This window comes from Stenotrophomonas sp. AS012628 (assembly GCF_010608305.1).
In the GTDB taxonomy this organism is placed as follows: domain Bacteria; phylum Pseudomonadota; class Gammaproteobacteria; order Xanthomonadales; family Xanthomonadaceae; genus Stenotrophomonas; species Stenotrophomonas geniculata.
This window is the reverse complement of the sequence record NZ_VMBJ01000022.1, coordinates 36178-52448: the sequence shown is the minus strand read 5'-3', so window position 1 is coordinate 52448 and position 16271 is coordinate 36178. Positions and strand designations below refer to the sequence as shown.

The 16271-nt window shown below is 66.1% G+C and carries 17 protein-coding genes, 1 pseudogene and 1 riboswitch; of the genes and pseudogenes, 12 read left to right on the top strand and 6 right to left on the bottom strand.

Going from position 1 to position 16271, the window contains the following annotated elements; genetic code table 11:
* Nucleotides 1-67 precede the first annotated feature (67 nt).
* From G5A07_RS11695 to pnuC, 5 genes are all read left to right on the top strand, one after another.
* A complete protein-coding gene (locus G5A07_RS11695; protein ID WP_053443778.1) occupies nt 68-2059 on the top strand; it encodes a peptidoglycan-binding protein in 1992 nt (663 codons plus the stop codon).
* Between the two features lie 246 nt (nt 2060-2305).
* Complete coding sequence (locus tag G5A07_RS11690) at nt 2306-2713, top strand: glycine zipper 2TM domain-containing protein (protein ID WP_005411889.1); 408 nt, start codon at nt 2306-2308, stop codon at nt 2711-2713.
* Between the two features lie 128 nt (nt 2714-2841).
* Complete coding sequence (locus tag G5A07_RS11685) at nt 2842-3966, top strand: phosphotransferase (RefSeq protein WP_191863340.1); 1125 nt, start codon at nt 2842-2844, stop codon at nt 3964-3966.
* A gap of 43 nt (nt 3967-4009) precedes the next feature.
* A riboswitch (TPP riboswitch) is annotated at nt 4010-4105 on the top strand.
* 70 nt (nt 4106-4175) lie between these two features.
* Entirely contained in the window at nt 4176-6365 is a 2190-nt protein-coding gene (locus G5A07_RS11680; RefSeq protein ID WP_191863339.1) for a TonB-dependent siderophore receptor, read from the top strand.
* An 8-nt stretch (nt 6366-6373) separates the two neighbouring features.
* Nucleotides 6374-6943, top strand: a complete 570-nt coding sequence (gene pnuC, locus G5A07_RS11675) for a nicotinamide riboside transporter PnuC (RefSeq protein WP_019338380.1) — start codon at nt 6374-6376, stop codon at nt 6941-6943.
* 106 nt (nt 6944-7049) lie between these two features.
* Here the strand turns inward: pnuC and G5A07_RS11670 are convergent, their stop codons facing one another.
* The 5 genes from G5A07_RS11670 to G5A07_RS11650 form a co-directional block, all read right to left on the bottom strand.
* Nucleotides 7050-7466 (bottom strand): hypothetical protein, encoded by a 417-nt coding sequence (locus tag G5A07_RS11670; RefSeq protein WP_049480475.1) that lies wholly within the window; start codon nt 7464-7466, stop codon nt 7050-7052.
* Nucleotides 7467-7551: 85 nt separating this feature from the next.
* Entirely contained in the window at nt 7552-8526 is a 975-nt protein-coding gene (locus G5A07_RS11665) for a Dyp-type peroxidase (protein WP_049480473.1), read from the bottom strand.
* 121 nt (nt 8527-8647) lie between these two features.
* Complete coding sequence (locus G5A07_RS11660; protein ID WP_049410042.1) at nt 8648-9016, bottom strand: VOC family protein; 369 nt, start codon at nt 9014-9016, stop codon at nt 8648-8650.
* 68 nt (nt 9017-9084) lie between these two features.
* Nucleotides 9085-9852 (bottom strand): DUF6597 domain-containing transcriptional factor, encoded by a 768-nt coding sequence (locus G5A07_RS11655; protein ID WP_191863338.1) that lies wholly within the window; start codon nt 9850-9852, stop codon nt 9085-9087.
* A 123-nt stretch (nt 9853-9975) separates the two neighbouring features.
* On the bottom strand, nt 9976-10551 hold the full coding sequence (locus tag G5A07_RS11650) for an Ax21 family protein (protein ID WP_004134798.1): 576 nt from the start codon (nt 10549-10551) through the stop codon (nt 9976-9978).
* 206 nt (nt 10552-10757) lie between these two features.
* Between G5A07_RS11650 and G5A07_RS11645 the strand changes: the two genes are divergently transcribed.
* The 3 genes from G5A07_RS11645 to G5A07_RS11635 all read left to right on the top strand — a co-directional run bounded on the left by G5A07_RS11645 (nt 10758) and on the right by G5A07_RS11635 (nt 13037).
* Nucleotides 10758-11708, top strand: a complete 951-nt coding sequence (locus tag G5A07_RS11645) for a DUF2268 domain-containing putative Zn-dependent protease (RefSeq protein ID WP_099559720.1) — start codon at nt 10758-10760, stop codon at nt 11706-11708.
* Between the two features lie 212 nt (nt 11709-11920).
* The gene (locus G5A07_RS11640; protein WP_010487149.1) at nt 11921-12193 is read left to right on the top strand and encodes a hypothetical protein; all 273 of its coding nucleotides are present in this window, start codon (nt 11921-11923) and stop codon (nt 12191-12193) included.
* A gap of 157 nt (nt 12194-12350) precedes the next feature.
* Nucleotides 12351-13037 (top strand): hypothetical protein, encoded by a 687-nt coding sequence (locus G5A07_RS11635; RefSeq protein ID WP_049480469.1) that lies wholly within the window; start codon nt 12351-12353, stop codon nt 13035-13037.
* A gap of 23 nt (nt 13038-13060) precedes the next feature.
* On the opposite strand, the gene arsH is transcribed toward G5A07_RS11635, so the two are convergent.
* On the bottom strand, nt 13061-13789 hold the full coding sequence (gene arsH / locus G5A07_RS11630; RefSeq protein WP_029380128.1) for an arsenical resistance protein ArsH: 729 nt from the start codon (nt 13787-13789) through the stop codon (nt 13061-13063).
* Nucleotides 13790-13806: 17 nt separating this feature from the next.
* Between arsH and G5A07_RS11625 the strand changes: the two genes are divergently transcribed.
* The 4 genes and pseudogenes from G5A07_RS11625 to arsB all read left to right on the top strand — a co-directional run bounded on the left by G5A07_RS11625 (nt 13807) and on the right by arsB (nt 16142).
* The gene (locus G5A07_RS11625; protein WP_010487154.1) at nt 13807-14136 is read left to right on the top strand and encodes a metalloregulator ArsR/SmtB family transcription factor; all 330 of its coding nucleotides are present in this window, start codon (nt 13807-13809) and stop codon (nt 14134-14136) included.
* A 1-nt stretch (nt 14137) separates the two neighbouring features.
* Nucleotides 14138-14557 (top strand): annotated as a pseudogene (gene arsN2, locus G5A07_RS22490) (arsenic resistance N-acetyltransferase ArsN2); the annotation flags it as partial.
* Nucleotides 14558-14593: 36 nt separating this feature from the next.
* Nucleotides 14594-15097 carry an arsenate reductase ArsC gene (locus tag G5A07_RS22485; RefSeq protein ID WP_049480513.1) on the top strand — a complete coding sequence of 168 codons (504 nt, stop codon included), beginning with the start codon at nt 14594-14596 and terminating at the stop codon, nt 15095-15097.
* Nucleotides 15098-15110: 13 nt separating this feature from the next.
* A complete protein-coding gene (gene arsB, locus G5A07_RS11615) occupies nt 15111-16142 on the top strand; it encodes an ACR3 family arsenite efflux transporter (protein ID WP_019338372.1) in 1032 nt (343 codons plus the stop codon).
* Nucleotides 16143-16271: the final 129 nt, after the last annotated feature.

Genomic DNA, 16271 nt, shown 5'->3' with positions numbered 1-16271 from the left:
GACTCACGGATGAGTCCGGTTGGCGATTCGCGGCATGCGCCGCTCCATCAACCCCGAGGAAAACGTCATGGCACAGCATGACTACAGCAGAAAGGAAGTCCTGGACATCGTCGAGCAGGTCGCCCGGCAGAAAGGCATTCCGGTCGATGACTTCATGCGCTTCGCGCACATCGAGACGGGCGGCACCTTCAACGAGCGCGCCCACAACACCTCGTCCGGCGCCAAGGGCCTGTTCCAGTTCGTGCCCGGCTCCGCGCGCCAGTACCACCTGACCGGCCACGAGTTCGACCCTACCCGCAACACCGAGGCGGCCGCGCAGATGTACCAGGACAACCTGGACTCGATGGCGCGCCGCAACGAGCGCACCGGCAACCCGTACCTGTCCGGGGGCAACACGCCCACCGGCCTGGACCTGTACCTGGCCCACCAGCAGGGCAGCGCCGGCTATGGCTCGGTGCAGACCGCCATTGCCACCGGCACCTTCGGCGTGGTGCGCAACAGCCACGGCGAAGAGATCAACATGCGCCGCAACGTGCTGAACCAGATCGGTTCCGACGCGAAGGCGCTGACCGGCCACACCCTGGCCGAGATGCGCGGCATGAACGATGGCGACCTGGCGCGGACGTTCTCCAGCTACTACATCCACAAGTACGCAGCGATCAGCATTCCGGAAAAGAACATCGAACCGCAGGCGGTGGCGCAGGGCCAGGGCCAGACCGCGGCAGCGCCCGCACAGGTCAGCGCAGCCGTAGCGGCCGGTGCTGCCACGTTGGCGGCAACCGCAACAGCCGCTGCCGCGCCGAAGCCGGGCATCGAACTGCAGGCCGCCTACGAGGCCGGCGTGAAGTACGACCACGTCAAGTACGCCATCAACATCCCGGGTCACGCGCTGTACGTGCCGGGCAAGACCGGCAAGAACGTGGAGCAGGGTTACATCGACTGTTCCGGTTGGGTCGGCACGCTGCAGAACCGGACCATGGACGAGATCAACCAGAAGGCCGGGCATGCGGTGTTCAGCAAGGCTGACCGCATCGACCTGGGCAACCTGGGTTCCGGTGGCATCGTGCGCAAGGCGTTTGACCAGTCCGGCGTGCTGCTGGACCGCGACGCGATCCTGAAGCCCGATGCGCTGAAGGAAGGCATGATCATCGGCCTGGATACGGCCAGGACCCGCCATGAGCACTGGAACGGCATCGACCACATCGTGATGGTGGTGCGCGACCCCAACACCGACAAGCTGCTGATCAGCCAGTCCACCGGCAGCAAGGGCGTGCACACCATGCCGGTCGAGGACTACCTCAAGCAGGTGAAGGAGCACCCGAACTGGAAGCTGTACGCCTCCGATCCGCTGTCCAAGGCGCGCGACCTGCTGGAAAACCGCACCCAGTCGCACGAGCAGACACAGGGCAAGCCTGCGGCCGAGCACAAGGCCGCTGCCACCCCGCACGCCGAACTGTACAAGCAGGGTGCGCACAGCGAGGGCGTGCGCAGGGTGCAGGAGCAGCTGGGCCACCTCGGCTACGTCGGTGCCGACGGCAAGCCGCTGGTCGAGGATGGCCGCTTCGGCCGCAACACCGACGCGGCGGTGCGCCAGCTGCAGAAGGACAACGGCCTGGTGGCCGACGGCATTGTCGGGGCGAAGACCCTGGAGGCGATCAAGGACGCCCGCGAACGGCCATTGCTGAACGACGAGCGGCACCCGCGCAATCCATTGTTCATCCAGGCCAGCAAGGGTCTGGAACTGATGCCGGCAGGCACCTTCAAGGATCGCCACGCGCTGGAAAGCGCCGCTGCGGCCCTGACCAAGGAGGCGCATGCCGCCGGCCTGCAGCGCATCGACACGGTGGTGCCGAGCCCGAACGGTGAGCGCCTGTTTGCCGTGCAGGGCACGATCGGTGACCCCGCCGCCAGCCGCGTGGCGGTGGATACCCGTGCCGCCAGCGAGCAGAGCCTGGCGCTCAGCAGTGGTGCCGTGCAGGGTGCGCCCAACGTGCTGCACCAGCAGCAGGATGCCCAGCAGGAGCAGGCCCGGCAGGCACAGAAGGCGATGGGCATCTAAGCCCGCAGCGCCTTGGGAGAGAAGGGAGGGCCACGTCCGCGTGGCCTTTTCCCTTTCTGCCAGCTGAGCGGCCGAGGCCGCTTTCAGCCTCGCTTCATGCCACCTGCCGCTAGATGAATGCGCAAGCCGCACGGTGGACCAGGCAATGTTCCGGCAACGTTGGAACGCCAGCGTGGACACCACGGCAGCCGGGGCGCCCCGCGCCCTCCCTGCCCAGCGTGGCATGCACCTCACAGGAGAACTTACATGCTCAGTACTTCCGCACTCAGCTTCCGTGGTCTGGCGATGGCTCTGGCACTGGTGGCCGGTGTTGCCGTGGTCAGCGATGCCAGCGCGATGTCGAGGAAGGACAAGCGCACCCTGGTCGGCGCCGTGGTCGGTGGCGTGGCCGGCAACCTGCTCTCCAACGGTGATCCTGCCGCCACCGTGGGCGGCGCCGTGGCCGGCGGGGCGATCGGCAACCTGACGACCTCCGACCGCCGCGACCGTCGTTACTACGACAATCGCCGTTACGACGACCGCTACGATCGCCGTTACGACCGTGGCTACTACCGCAGCGGCTACTACGACCGCGGTGACGACCGTCGCTGGCAGCGCGAGCGCTACTACGACAACCGCTACTACCACGACCGCGGCCGCCATCGCGGCTGGTAGGCCGCGCGGCGGCATCACCGCAGCTGATGCACGGACGGGCGGGTCGATGACCCGCCCGTTTGCGTTGGCCGCGTGCATGGCGTTGAATGCGCAGCCTTGGATGTGACTTTCCCCACCGGGGCTGCGGCATGAATTCTTCTTCCCACCGCGTGCAGGGCCTCAACAACGACGAGGTCGCTGCCGACTGGCCACCGATCAGCGCGGCGGACATCGCGTGGCTGCGCCAGCGTTACCCGCAGCTGGGCGAGCACAGCCAACCGCGCTGGCACAGCCCCCGACCGCTGTCGGCCGCCGCCATCGTCGACGGCGTGGACGGCGCGCTGTTCATCAAGCGCCACCACCACAGCGTGCGCAGTGCGGCCTGCCTGGAAGAAGAACACCACTTCATCGCCCATCTCGCCGCCGCCGGCGTGCCGGTAGTACAGGTGCTGCCGGCCACCGATGGCCACACTGCCGTCGAGCATGGCGAATGGACCTTCGAGCTGCATGCGGTTGGCGTCGGTGAGGACCTGTATCGCGACGCGGTGTCGTGGTCGCTGCTGACCGATATCGCGCAGGCCCGTGAAGCCGGACGCGCACTCGCACAGCTGCACCGTGCCGCAGTCAGCTACCACGCGCCCCAGCGCAGCACCCATGTGCTGGTCGCGCGCGACGATCTGATCCGCGCCGACGATCCGGTCGCGGCCATCAAGGCAGGACTGCACGAGCGCCCCGGGCTGGCCCGCTATCTCGCGCGCATTCCGTGGGAAGCGCAGCTGCAGCGTGACGTGTTGCCGTGGCATGCCGGCCTGGCCAGGCGCCTGCGCGACGAGCCGCGGCTGTGGGCCCACAACGACTGGCATGTTTCCAACCTGCTGTGGCGCGATGGGCAGATCAGCACCGTGCTGGATTTCGGCCTGGCCTCGCCCACCAGCGCACTGTTCGACCTCGCCACCGCGATCGAGCGCAACGCGGTGGCGTGGCTGGAGCTGGAGCGCGGCATGGAGGCGGTGCGCATCGATATCGCGCTGGCCCTGCTCGACGGCTACCGCCAGGTGCTGCCGCTGTCGGCGGCACGCGTGCACCTGCTGGCCGACCTGCTGCCGATGGTCCATTTCGACTTCGCACTGTCCGAAGTGGAGTACTTCGAAGGTGTCACCGGCTCGACCGCGAATGCCGACGTGGCGTGGCAGCCCTTCATGCTGGGGCACCCGGCGTGGTTCCACAGCGCGCCGGGACAGGCACTGCTGCAGGCCCTGCACGCGGCAGCCTGAAGGGCGCCGGCTCGCAAATCCGTACCATTTGTAGTGAAATGGTCACCTGAAGCGGGGGTGCCTGGATCTGCCAGGCTGAGAGAGTCCCTTGGAACCTGATCCGGTTTGCACCGGCGTAGGGAGCTTTGAGCCGCAGCCACACCCCCGTCATGGGCCGGTGCACCTGCGCGCCGTCGCTTCGTCTCCCTTGTTGTCCGAAGACGAATCGAATGAACCGCTGCCTTCGCCCCACCCTGCTCTCCCTCGCCCTCTGCGCCGCGCTGCCGCTGCACGCCAGCGAGGCCGAGGCGTCCCCTGATGCGGCTGCCAATGGCGCCGAACGCTCGCCGACCGAATTGGCAGCGGTGCGCGTGCAGGCCGGCAAACCGAAGGCCGATACCTCACGCGTGAACGCCTTCGGTGGCGGCAGCTGGAAGGACACGCCGGCCTCGGTGAACGTGCTCGAGCGCGACTACCTCGATCGCCGCCAGGTGCGTTCGCTGTCCGAGCTGGCCAGCAACGATGCCTCGCTGGGTGATGCGTATGCGCCGGTGGGCTACTACCAGAACATCGCCATCCGTGGCTTCGCGCTGGACGCCGCCACCGGCTACCGCTTCAACGGCCTGTCCATCGCCGGCGAACAGCGCCTGGCGCTGGAGAACGTGCAGTCGGTGGAGATCCTCAAGGGTGAAGCCGGCCTGGCCGCAGGCGTGATGGCGCCCGGCGGCATCATCAACTACATCGGCAAGCGCCCGGCCGAAGTGCGCACCGCCACGCTCGGTACCGATTCGGAAGGCTCGCGCTACGTCGCCGTCGATGTCGGCCACTGGATCACCCCGCGCTTCGGCCTGCGCCTGAATGCCGCGTGGGATTCCAGCAATTCCTATGTCGAGCACGCCGATGGCCGCCGCAATTTCTACTCGCTCGCGGCCGACTGGCTGATCGGCGAACGCGGCAAGCTGGAAGTGGATGCCAACTACCAGACCAGCTCGCAGCGTTCGGTGTCCGGCTACCAGCTGCTGGGCGCGCGTGACCTGCCGCGCGGCGTCGACCGCGAGCACCTGCTCGGCTACCAGCCGTGGCAGCGCCCGGTGGATATCGCCAGCACCAACATCACCGCACTGCACACCTACGACTTCAATGACGCCTGGCAGTCGCGCGTGTCGCTCGGCCACAGCCGCTCGGTGATCGATGACAACGTCGCCTTCGCCTACGGTTGCTACTACGCCACGCAGTGCGCCGACGGCAGCGTGCCGGGCAACTACTTCGCACCCAATGGCGACTACGACGTCTACGACTACCGCAGCCCGGACGACACCCGCCGCAACCAGCAGGCCCGTGCCGAGCTGCGCGGCCGTTTCGAGACCGGCAGCGTCGGCCATGAGCTGACCCTCGGTGCCGACTACTTCCGCCGCACCGTGGACAAGCGCCCCAGCGTCAACGAGTACGTCGGCACCACCAACATCCACGAGGCACCGGTGCCGGTGTTCGAGCCGTCGCCGAAGATGCCCGGCCCGTCCGCACGTCGCCTGGACAGCCGCCAGACCTCGTTCTTCGCGCTGGACCGGATGAGCCTCGGTGACGACTGGCAGTGGCTGGCCGGTGGCCGCTTCGTGCGCCTGGACGAGCGGGCCTACGACAAGCGCGGCACCCCGCAGCGCCACAGCCGCCTGTCGCGCTTCCTGCCGCAGACCGCGCTGGTATGGAAGGCCACCGACCAGCTCAACGCCTATGCCAGCTACGTGCGTGGCATTTCGCTGGGCCAGGAAGCGCCGTTCTGGACCAGCAATGCCGATACCTTCCTGCCGTCGGTGCAGTCGCGCCAGCTGGAAGTGGGCGTGAAGTACGTACCGGTCGAGGCGTTGACCCTGGGTGCGGCCGTGTTCCGCATTTCGCAGCCGTACCAGTACGCCAGGCCGGACAACAGCGACGTGGGCTACACCTTCGTCGAGGAAGGCACCCAGGCCCACACCGGCCTGGAGCTGACCGCCAACGGCCAGCTGACCGACGCATTGCAGATCGTGGCCAGTGCCAGCGTGCTGCAGGCGCGTGCGCGCGACACAGGCACGCCGGCTTATGAAGGCCATCAGCTGGTGAATGTGCCGAAGGTGCGGGCCAGCGTGCATGTGGCCTATGCGCTGCCGTTCGTGCAGGGCCTGGATGTCACTGGCGGCTGGCGTTATGCCGGTGCCAACGTCGCACGTGGCGACGGCGGCGTGCGCGCACCGGACTACTCGGTGTTCGACGCTGGTCTGCGCTTCCAGCATCGCCTGCACGAGCGTGCGGTGACCTGGAACCTGTCGGTGGACAACGTGTTCAACCGCTTCTACTGGCGCGATACCGGCAGCAGCGGCGGTGACTACTACCTGTTCCCCGGCGCACCGCGACAGGCCCGCCTGTCGGTGACGTTCGCGCTGTGAGCGGCGTGATGCTCGAGTGGACCGCCGCACTGTGCAGCATCCTTGGCGTCTGGCTGATGGCCCGGCGCCGGCTGGTGGCGTGGCCGGTGGGCCTGCTGTCGGTGACGCTGTACGGGCTGGTATTCGCCGAGGCCAAGCTGTACTCGGACACCCTGCTGCAGGTCGCCTTCGGTGGCTTCCTGGTCTACGGCTGGCTCAACTGGCGGCAGCATGCCGCCGATGAGGGCAGCATCCGCATCGTGCCGCTGGCGCGCGGCAAGCTGCTGCGCGACCTGGCCATCGGCCTGTGTGGTGGCGTGGCGCTGGGTGCGGCCATGCATACCTTCACCGATGCCGCACTGCCCTGGCTGGACGCGATGCTGACCGCGCTGAGCCTGGTCGGCCAGTGGTGGCAGGCACGGCGGCATGTGGCGTGCTGGTGGGTGTGGATTGCGGTGGACGTGGTCTACGTGGGTGCGTACCTGTTCAAGTCGCTGCACGTGACCGCCGCGCTGTACGTGTTCTTCCTCGGCCTGGCCGTGTTCGGCCTGCGCGCATGGAGCGCGGCCGCGCGTGAACCGCAGGTGGCAACGCAGTAGAGCCACGCCATGCGTGGCTGGGGGCCACCGGTAGTCGCCAACCTTGGTTGGCGTGCCTGCCGACCAAGGTCGGCATCTACCAGGCATATCCACGCATGGTGTGGATCTACTGGGTAAGCACCAGGCCCAGCCGCAGCGGCTGGCGCATGTCGGCCGGTGGCGCCGCCTGCAACGGCGCTGCCTGCAGGGTCGCGCGCAGGTCTGCATCAACCTGGGCATCGCCCAGGCTGTCGAATTCCAGCTTCGAGATGCGGCCATCCGCCGCGATCCACACGCTCACCGGCAGCGGCGTCGGTGCGTCCGGATGTGCCTGCAGCCATTCCAGCACGCGCTGCGCCTGCGGGTCCTGCTCCTGCTGCAGGCGCTGCTGCAGTTGGCCCCCCACGGCGGCGGCATAGGCCATCCAGTGTGCAGGAGCTTCCTGCGCGGACACCGCGGCGCTCCCCAGTGCCAGCGCACCGAACAACGCGGCCAGCGGCCGCCACCAGCGGCGTGCGCCGGTTGTGTTCCTTGCCATCGCCATCGCCTGCCTCCTGCACTCGCATCCAACAGCAGATGGTCGGGGCGGTAGATGACAGGCAGATGGCGGTCGCCGCTGCCCGGCGCGATCAATCGCCCAGATCGGCCAGCACTTTGCGCGAGGGCGCGAAGAAGGTCACGCCGGTGGTGGCGGTGGAGAAATCGAGGATGCGGTCGTGCAGCGGCGCGGGATTGCCGATGAACATGCGCTCGAGCATCTTCTCGATCACCCACAGGCGGCGGGTGTAGCCGATGAAGTAGGTGCCGTACTCACCACGGCCCGGGTTGGCGAACGGCATGTTGTCGCGCAGGATCTCGTGCTCGCCGTCGGCGTCTTCAATGGTGCACAGGGTCTTGTGCGACTTCTGCGCATCCGCCGGTGCGTCATCCAACTCGATGTTGTCGTGCTTGGTGCGGCCGATGATGGCTTCCTGCGCTTCGGTCTTCTGTGCGCGCCAGGCATCAAGGTTGTGCAGGTACTTCTGCACCACCACATAGCTGCCACCGGCATGTTCGGGATCTTCCTCGCCCACGATGGTGGCTTCCGGCAGCGACAGCCCTTCCGGATTGGCGGTGCCATCGACGAAATCGAGCAGGTCGCGGCCATCGAAATAGCGGAAACCGGCTACGTCATCGACCGCTTCCACCGCATCGCCGAAGGCCATCAGCAGGTTGCGCTCGAACGCCACGATCAGGTCCATGGTGCGTGCACGGATGTGGTACAGCAGGTCACCCGGCGTGGACACGGCGGTGTGGGTCGCGCCCTTGATCTCGCGGAACGGCTGCAGCTCACGCGGCGGCGTGGTGCCCACCAGCGGCTTCCACACGCGGTGACCAATGGCCACGTTGCAGGTGAAGGTGCGCTCGATCTCGCGGATGGCGGTGTTCTTGATCAGGTCATCGGTGCTGGCCAGGACCTCGCGTGCCTTGGCGATCGACGCCTCGTCGTCCTTCACCTTCAGCACCAGGAACGCCGCCGAATGGGTCAGTGGCGCAGTGATCTGCTGCGGCTCGTTGTCGAGCGTGTGGTTGAGGGCGGTGATCGGTGCGGGCTGGGAGTTCACGGCGGTTCCTGCTGGCTTGAGGCGGGCGCATCGCGTGGCGATGTGCGGGCGATCATAGCGGAACCACCTGGCCGGGGACGGAGCGGTTCTCGTTCCGTCCACCAGCGAAGGTACGAAGACCTCAATCCACATCACTCCAGACCGCCAACTCGTAGCCATCCAGATCGCGGAACTGGAAGCGGCGGCCACCAGGGAACGCGAACACCGCCTGCACCACCTCGCCCCCAGCGGCATTCACACGCTGCTGTGCATCGGCCAGGTCCGCGCAGTAGAGGATCACCAGCGGCCCGCCGTGGGCACGCACCGGCGCGTCGGCCACGAAGCCGCCTTTCAGGCGGCCATCGTCGAACTCGGTGTAGGCCGGCCCGTAGTCGGTGAAGTGCCAACCGAACACCTCGCCGTAGAAGCGTTTGCTGCGAGCAATGTCGGCGACGTTGAATTCGATGTTGTCGATGCGGCATTCGGCATCGTGGGGTGCGACGTGGCTCATGGCGTGGCTCCGTGGTGGGAGCCCCAGCTTCAATCAGCGCGGTATCGAGGTCTTGAACGAAACGGCCATCATTGGCCCCACTCCAGACGCAGTTCGCGTGCGGTCATGCCACCCAGCTCACGCGCCTCGCGACTGAGATGGGCCTGGTCGGCATAGCCGGCCTCGGCGGCCAGCATCGCCAGCGAGTGCTGCGGCAGCGCGCGGCTGCGGCGAAGAAAACGTTGCAGGCGCAGGATCCGCTCCAGCGTCTTGGTGCCGTAGCCGAACTGCGACTGGCTGAAGCGCCGCAGGCTGCGCGGACTCAGGCTCAGGCGTGCCGCCAGCGTATCCAGCGTGGCGTCACCAATGGCGAGCGCCTGGAACAGGGCATGTGCACGCTGCGCCGGGGTATCGAGCGCGGACGCACCCATATGCTGTTGCAGGCAGTGCGCCATCCGCTGCAGGCGCTGTGCAGGCGCGGTGTCACCAATGGAGGCCGCCGCCTTGCTCGCCCACGCGCCCTTCAGATCGGCCAGTGGCACGGCCTGGCCGATGATCTCGGCCAGGGGCAGGCCCAGCGCGGCCAATGCCTGGCCGGGACGGAAGCGTGCCCCCAGCACCTGCGCACCGGGTGCCAGCGCCGGGTGCGCGGCCACGCGGTCCGGGCCGACCACGAACAACGCACCGTCGCGCCAGAGGATATCCACGCAGCCATCGGGCAGTACGGTGATGTGCCCATCGGCATCGTCAGGAAGCTGGCTCTGCCACAGCTGACCAAAGTGGCCGCGCAGCGGCGCAGGCGCCGGATGCTCCTGGTAGGCCGTGCCAGTACCTGCGAGGGGGGAAGAGTCGCCCATGCCGCATTGTCGCGCTACAGGGCCCATAAAAGTGAAGCCCGGCGCGAGGCCGGGCTTCGGTTGGCGTGTGGGAGAGAGAGAGAGTCACACGCCAGCACAACACGCACTAACGACAGGCGTTTGTTACCAGGTGAAGCGCGGGCCCACGAACCACTCGCGGTCGCCAGCCTTGGCCAGCTTCACTTCGCCGCTCAGGCCCCAGTTCTGGTTGAACTTGGCGGTGGCGCCGACACGGCCGTAGAACTCGCCGTCCGGGTTGTAACCGTGCTTCTTGCTGAAATCTTCGTAGCCGGCCATCACGTAGCCTTCCACGTACGGGTTGAACGCGGTGCGCACGCCCACTTCAGTGGAGTAGCCGTTGAAGTCCAGGCCGCGCTTCTCGTCGTACTTCTGGTACGCAACACGGGCCACCAGATCGGTGTTCGGTGCGATGCCGTAGTTGTAGCCGACACCCAGGCGCCACTGGTCGACGTCATTCTTGAACTTGTCGGTTTCCTGGGCGCTGTAGTCGCCAAAGACGTGGAAGTTCGGGTGCACCGCAACGGAACCCTTCACCTTCCAGCCATCGGCGTCGCCGCCCTTGGCATCGGTGTTCACGTAGCCGCCTTCAACGTAGTTGTACGACAGGCCATCGGTTGCCGATGCAGCGAACGGCAGGGCAGCCAGAAGACCCAGGGCAAGCAGCGAATTCTTGTTCATCGGGACACACCTTTAATTATTTTGGTTTCGTCGACCGCCTCCCGGGAGGGGGAGAGAAAGGAGGCGGTCGACAGGTGTGAATTATCCGTTAGGGGGTCTAATCAACCCTGAATATTGAACTGACTGGTGTATAAATAAGGCTGGCGTTCAGGGAACTCTGCATGGCACCGCTGCCGGCTTCTTATACGCACCACGCTCGATGCTTGATGTGGGCACTGATCCTGATCGCCTCGCCGGTCGCGCTGCTGCAGGCACAGGCGGCTGAGCGCATCGTTTCTGCCGGGCACATCGTCGTGCAGACAGACGATGTCACGCGCTTCTTCAAGGTGATGGACGCCAACCAAGGGCGCCCAAGCGCCGATGAACTGCAACACGGCTATCTGGATGCGGGTACGGATGCCCTGCGCAGCTTCACCGACAGCCGTATCGGCTCGATGGAGCGGCTGGCCAGGGCCATCCAGGACAAGCCGGCATTGTTTGCGAAAGCGGGAACCTGCGCGACAGCATTGCCATCGATCCGCACGCGCGTCGCCGCTGCCGTCGATCAGCTGGGCGCCTTGTTGCCGTCTGCGCGCTTTCCCCCGGTCACCGTACTGGTGGGCCGCGGCAACAGTGGTGGCGTGACCACCGAAGCAGGCGTGGTCATCGGCCTGGAAGCGCTGTGCAACGCCGACTGGATGCAGGCCGATGTGAGTGACCGCTTCGTGCATCTGATCGCCCATGAGTATGTGCACGTGCAACAGCCTGGTGCACGCGTGGAGGTCGAGCAGCCCACCCTGCTCTATCAGACGCTGCTGGAAGGCGGCGCCGAGTACGTGGCCGAACGGATCTCCGGGCAACCGGCCAACGCGCATCTGCAGCGTTGGACGCAGGGTCGTGAGTGTGCGCTGGAGCGCGCGTTCCTGCAGGACAGCATGGGCACCGATCTTTCGAGGTGGCTGTACAACGGCCCCGGCGACGATGCGCGCCGTGGAGATCTCGGCTACTGGATCGGCTACCGCATTGCCCATGCCTACGTTGCGCGCGCGCCCGACACGCGCAACGCCATCGCCGAACTGCTGAATGTCCAGCCTGGAAACGCTGCAGCGCTGCTGGAAGCAAGTGGATGGCAACCTGCGTGCGCAGCAGGCGAAAGCGCGCAGGCGCAGATACCGTGATGCCGGCTTCATGCTGGTGAATGGGTGATATTGAACAGGCACAAGGCGCTTGGCCGGCGCAGATCAGCTCGCCTGATCCCGCTTGTTAAGGTTTGTTGATTTACAGGCCTTCACAGCCCATCCACGTACTCAAATTCCAGCTGAAAGCGCTTGGTAGCGACGGGAACAAACGCCGCTATATTCCAGCTTCCCCAGACGAAGGAGGGAGTGCAATGAACCTGAACCCGCAACACATGAAGACGGCCCGCGCACTTGCTGTAGCGCTCATCGCCACCGTCAGCCTTGGCGCCTGCGCCTCTTACAAGAACGAGTTTGCAACCATCAACTCGCGTCTCGATCAGCTCGACGTCAAGGTGCAGGGTGCTGCGCAGAGTGCGGAATCCGCCAACCAGTCCGCACAGCAGGCCAACCAGCGTCTGGACCAGATCGAAGGCCGCGTGCAGCAGCTTGAAAGGGCACCGGCCGGCCGCAAGCCGCGCGGGTAATCGCTCCCTCACTGCTTGAATTGATCCATCTCTGTATCGGGAACCAGTGGCCTTCGCCGGCCACTGGCGTCCTTCCACCCAAGACTGCATTGCAAGGAGCCGTCTCATTCGTACCTACTCCTCCCCTGCACGCCGCGCCCTCCATGCCGCACTGGCCATGGCACTGGTCGTTGCGTGCAGCGGCGTAGCCAACGCCAGGGACAAGGACGCACCTGCATCACCGGTAGCCGCCGTTGATGAACTTCCGGCTGACCAGAGCGTGTCCGAAACGGTGATCGAGCTGGCCGGCTGGGTCGTCGCCAGCAAGGACAACCAGGGCTATCCGTTCGCAGTCATGGACAAGGCGGCGGCGCAGGTTCTGATCTTCAGCGGCGACGGCAAGCTGCGTGGCGCGGCACCGGCGCTGTTCGGTTCGGCCATCGGCGATCATTCCGCACCCGGCGTCGCCAAGCTGGCACTGAGCGCGATTCCCGGCCACGACCGCACCACGCCGGCCGGCCGCTTCATCGGTGGCTACGGCCCCTCCGACGATGCCGGGCGCGTGCTGTGGGTGGATTACGATTCCGCGGTTTCAATGCACCCGCTGCCGCCGGGCAGCCCAAAGGAAAAGCGTGCCGAACGACTGGCATCGCCCACGCCGGACGACAACCGCGTCACCCACGGTTGCATCAATGTCTCGCCCGCGTTCTACGGGCAGATCGTGCAGCCCATGTTCGAGAAGGGCGGCGTGTTCTACATCCTGCCGGACAAGGATTCGATCACGAAGACCTTCCCGGAGTTCGCGCAGAGCCGCGGGGATGCGAAGGACGAAGACGAGAAGGGCGCGCGGCGCGCAAGCAAGTAATACGCTCGTCGGCAGATTGGAATTCAGGAAGCCGCAGCCCCTGCGGCCCGCGCCAATACCGCGGCATGCGCGTCGCCCTTCCGCTCGCTGTAGCGGTCCACCAGGTAGTCCGACCGCCCTCGCGTCAGCAGCGTGAACTTCACAAGCTCCTCCATCACATCCACCACGCGGTCGTAGTACGGCGAGGGCTTCATGCGCCCATCGTCATCGAATTCCTGCCAGGCCTTGGCCACCGATGACTGATTGGGGATGGTCAGCATGCGCATCCACCGGCCGAGCACGCGTAGCGTATTGACGGTGTTGAACGACTGCGAGCCACCGCTCACCTGCATCACCGCCAGCGTCCTGCCCTGCGTGGGCCGCACGCTGCCATCTTCCAGCGGCAACCAGTCGATCTGGTTCTTGAACACGCCGGTGACCGTGCCATGCCGCTCGGGGCTGACCCAGACCTGGCCTTCCGACCACTGCGACCACGCACGCAACCGCTGCACTTCAGGGTGGCTCGTGTCCACGCTGTCGAGCATGGGCAGCGCATGCGGATCGAACATGCGGGTTTCGCACCCCAGATGGCGCAGCAATCGCTCGGCTTCCAGCGCCAGCTTGCGGCTGAACGACTGCGGCCGCAGCGAGCCGTAGAGCAGGAGGATGCGTGGCGGCCCCAGATCTGCCGCGGCGAGCTGGTGATGATTGGGCTGGGGCAATGACGATTCCACCAGATTGGGCAGGTCAGGGCTTGTGATTGGCTTATTCATTCGATTATTCTAGAAATATGGAAACGTTAAATGCAATCACCGCCCTCACTGCGCTCGGTCATGCCACCCGCCTGGCTGCCTTCCGCCTGCTGGTGGAGGCTGGCCCGGCAGGGCGCATGGCGGGCGACATCGCCACGGCCCTGCAGGTGCCCCCAGCCACGCTCAGCTTCCACCTGAAGGAGCTGGTGCAGGCCGGGCTGGTGGAGAGTGAAAGCCAGGGCCGCCATGTCTGCTATCGGGCCAACTTCGATGCCATGAACGGCTTGATCGAGTACCTGACGCACAACTGCTGCGCGGGCTCGCCGGACGAGCGGTGCGCGGTGAGCGAACCGGCATGCAGGTGCTGAGATGAAGCCAGACCCCGTGATTCGTGCCGGCACACGCGACGACCTGTCCTCCATCCGGGACCTTCTGCAGCAGGCGCAGTTGCCCGTGGCCGATCTGGAAAGCAGCAAGGTCGTGTTTTTCGTCGCGGACCTCGACGGCGTCCCCGTGGGCGCCGTTGGATTGCAGGTTTTCGGCGCCTCGGCGCTGCTCCGCTCCCTGGTGGTGTCTGATGACCGACGCGGCGCCGGCCTTGGACGCGCATTGCTGGCAACGGCCGAAGAGATGGCCCGCCGTATGCAGGTCAGGGAACTGGTGCTGCTGACAACATCGGCAGGCACGTGGTTCGCGCGGCACGGCTATGCCGGATGTGATCGCGCGCAGATAGCGGAGGCGATCCGCAGCTCTGCCGAGTTCACTCGTCTCTGCCCGGCCAGCGCGCTTTGCATGTCCAAACCGCTCACTGACCATGGAAGCCACATGACCCGCAATGTCCTCTTCCTCTGCACCGGCAACAGCGCCCGCAGCGTGCTTGCCGAATCCACTTTGCGTGCCTGGGGCGGCGATCGCTTCACCGCCTTCAGTGCCGGCAGCCAGCCCACCGGCCAGGTCAATCCGTTCGCACTGGCGCAGCTGCAGGCCGAAGGCATGCCGATCGATGGGCTGCACAGCAAATCGTGGGATGTGTTCGTGGACGCGGCCCCGATGGACCTGGTCATCACCGTATGCGATTCGGCGGCCGCCGAAGCTTGCCCAGTGGTGTTCGGTGACTTCATCCGCAGCCACTGGGGCCTGCCCGATCCGGCGGCCGTCGCGGGTAGCGATGCCGACAAGGCCGCAGCATTCGCGCAGGCCCATGCCATCGTGAAGCTGCGACTGCGTGCATTGCTCGCGCTGCCCGAATCGTTGTGGTCCGACCGCACGACGCTGCAGCACGCGCTGGACCGGATCGGCCGGCTGCTGCCGACCGACGGCGCGCAGTGACGGTGCCACTGCCATGAGCCTGTTCGAGCGACACCTGACGCTGTGGGTTGTGCTGTGCATTGCGATGGGCACGCTGCTGGGCCATGTCCTGCCCGATGCCTTCGCGGTGCTGGCCTCCGCCGAAGTGGCCAAGGTCAACCTGCCGGTTGCACTGCTGATCTGGCTGATGATCATCCCGATGCTGCTGAAGGTCGACTTCACTGCGATGCGCCAGTTGCAGCAGCACTGGAAGGGCATCGGCGTAACGCTGTTCATCAACTGGGCGGTGAAGCCGTTCTCGATGGCACTGCTGGGCTGGCTGTTCCTGCGCCATGCCTTCGCCGACTGGTTGCCCGCAGCACAGATCGACAGCTACATCGCCGGGCTGATCCTGCTGGCGGCCGCGCCCTGCACCGCCATGGTGTTCGTGTGGAGCAACCTGTGCCGTGGCGATGCCAACTTCACCCTGAGCCAGGTGGCGTTGAACGACGCGATCATGGTGGTGGCCTACGCGCCGGTGGTTGCACTGCTGCTGGGCCTGTCGGCGATCACCGTGCCGTGGGATACGTTGCTGCTGTCGGTGGGCCTCTACATCGTGGTGCCGGTGCTGGTGGCCGCGTTGCTGCGGCGCTGGATTCTGATGCGTCGTGGCGAGGCAGCGTTGCAGCGGGTGCTTCGCAAGCTGGCGCCCGTCTCGCTGTGCGCGCTGCTGCTCACACTGGTGCTGCTGTTCGGCTTCCAGGGCCGACAGATCGTGGAGCAGCCGCTGGTGATCGCACTGATTGCGGTGCCGATCCTGATCCAGGTCTATTTCACTTCCGGCCTGGCTTACCTGCTCAATCGTCGCCTGGGCGTGGCGCATTGCGTGGCCGGCCCTTCGGCGTTGATTGGTGCCAGCAATTTCTTCGAACTGGCGGTAGCCACCGCGGTGGGACTGTTCGGCGTGCATTCGGGGGCTGCACTGGCGACGGTAGTTGGTGTGCTGATCGAGGTGCCGGTCATGTTGTCTGTGGTGCGGATCGTGAACCGTACTCAAGCCTGGTACGAGAGACGCGAAGAGCACTGACACACCGGAGTGCGCCGAAGTCGATTTACGTTCTTCGCCCCGCACTGTCGTCATCGGCCTGGTGGAGTGCCCGTACGCCACGTCATCAACTTCGACCCATGTCGCATATTCCCCATGCCGCTACGGACG